The organism is Dietzia sp. KRD202 (assembly GCF_017168155.1).
Taxonomy (GTDB): Bacteria; Actinomycetota; Actinomycetes; order Mycobacteriales; family Mycobacteriaceae; genus Dietzia; species Dietzia kunjamensis.
The window spans coordinates 1-887 of the sequence record NZ_JABFAN010000088.1 but is presented as its reverse complement, the minus strand read 5'-3'; the positions used below and the strand labels follow the sequence as shown (position 1 = coordinate 887).

Here is an 887-nt window from a genome sequence, read left to right as displayed (position 1 = left end):
ACCCCGCAGAGCCCGTGCCCGCGCACCGCCGCGGCGTGTGTGGACCTGGACGGGAACCGGACGTGGCTGCAGTCCGGGGAGCGTCTGAGCTACGGGCCGGTGCGGATGTCCCACGGCATGGCAGGTTGGGAGACCCCCAGGGGGACCTATCAGGTCACGCGAAAAGTGCGGCACGAGGTGAGCCGGTTGTTCGACAACGCGCCCATGCCCTACGCGGTGTACTTCGTCGGAGGGATCGCGTTCCACGAGGGCGACCCCACGGTCGAGTCGCACGGCTGCATCCGCCTGGACCAGCCCGCGGCCGCCACCTTCTTCGATCGACTGGAGGTCGGCGACACGGTGGTGGTGTTCTAGATCGCCCGTACTAGATCACCCGCGCGTCCATCGGTCGGTGGCCCGAACCGGGGTCCGGGTGGACGTACTCGGCGGTGAAGGCGGCCCAGGCCGACACCGCCGCCACCGTGACGAAGCCCAGGGCCGCCACGTAGGGCCCGAAGGTGACCGACGCGTCCGACGGCAGGCCGGACAGCATGGGTTCCGCCTCCCCCGTGGAGGCGATGAGGATCCACACGAACGCGAGGTGTCCGACCAGGGCGCCCGACGCCACCACCGCGGCCGCCAGTGCGAACGCGCCCAGTCGGGTCGCGGCGGTCGCCGCCACCAACAGGAGCATTCCCACCAGGCCCAGGTAGAGCACGGGTGCCACGCTGCGGACGTCGATGAGGTCGGTGATCCCGAGCGCGGTGATCTGCTCTCCCCGCCCGGTGCTCAACCAGGGCAGGTAGAGGCTGAGCAGGGCCACGGCCAGGCCTCCGACCTCCACCAGCGCGCAGAGCCGGCTTCGGCCGCGGGATATGACCTTGGTCCGGGTGGGGGTCCTCGTCGGG

Annotated in this window: 2 protein-coding genes; one reads left to right on the top strand and one right to left on the bottom strand. The window is 71.0% G+C overall.

Translation table 11 applies throughout. The annotated features are described in order from the left end of the window. Positions 1-354: L,D-transpeptidase (locus J1M64_RS19000; protein WP_206475209.1), on the top strand; the 354-nt coding region annotated here is incomplete at its 5' end. Between the two features lie 10 nt (positions 355-364). Here J1M64_RS19000 and J1M64_RS18995 read toward each other — a convergent pair. Further along, on the bottom strand, positions 365-887 hold a 523-nt coding region (locus J1M64_RS18995), incomplete at its 5' end, for a hypothetical protein (RefSeq protein ID WP_241261799.1).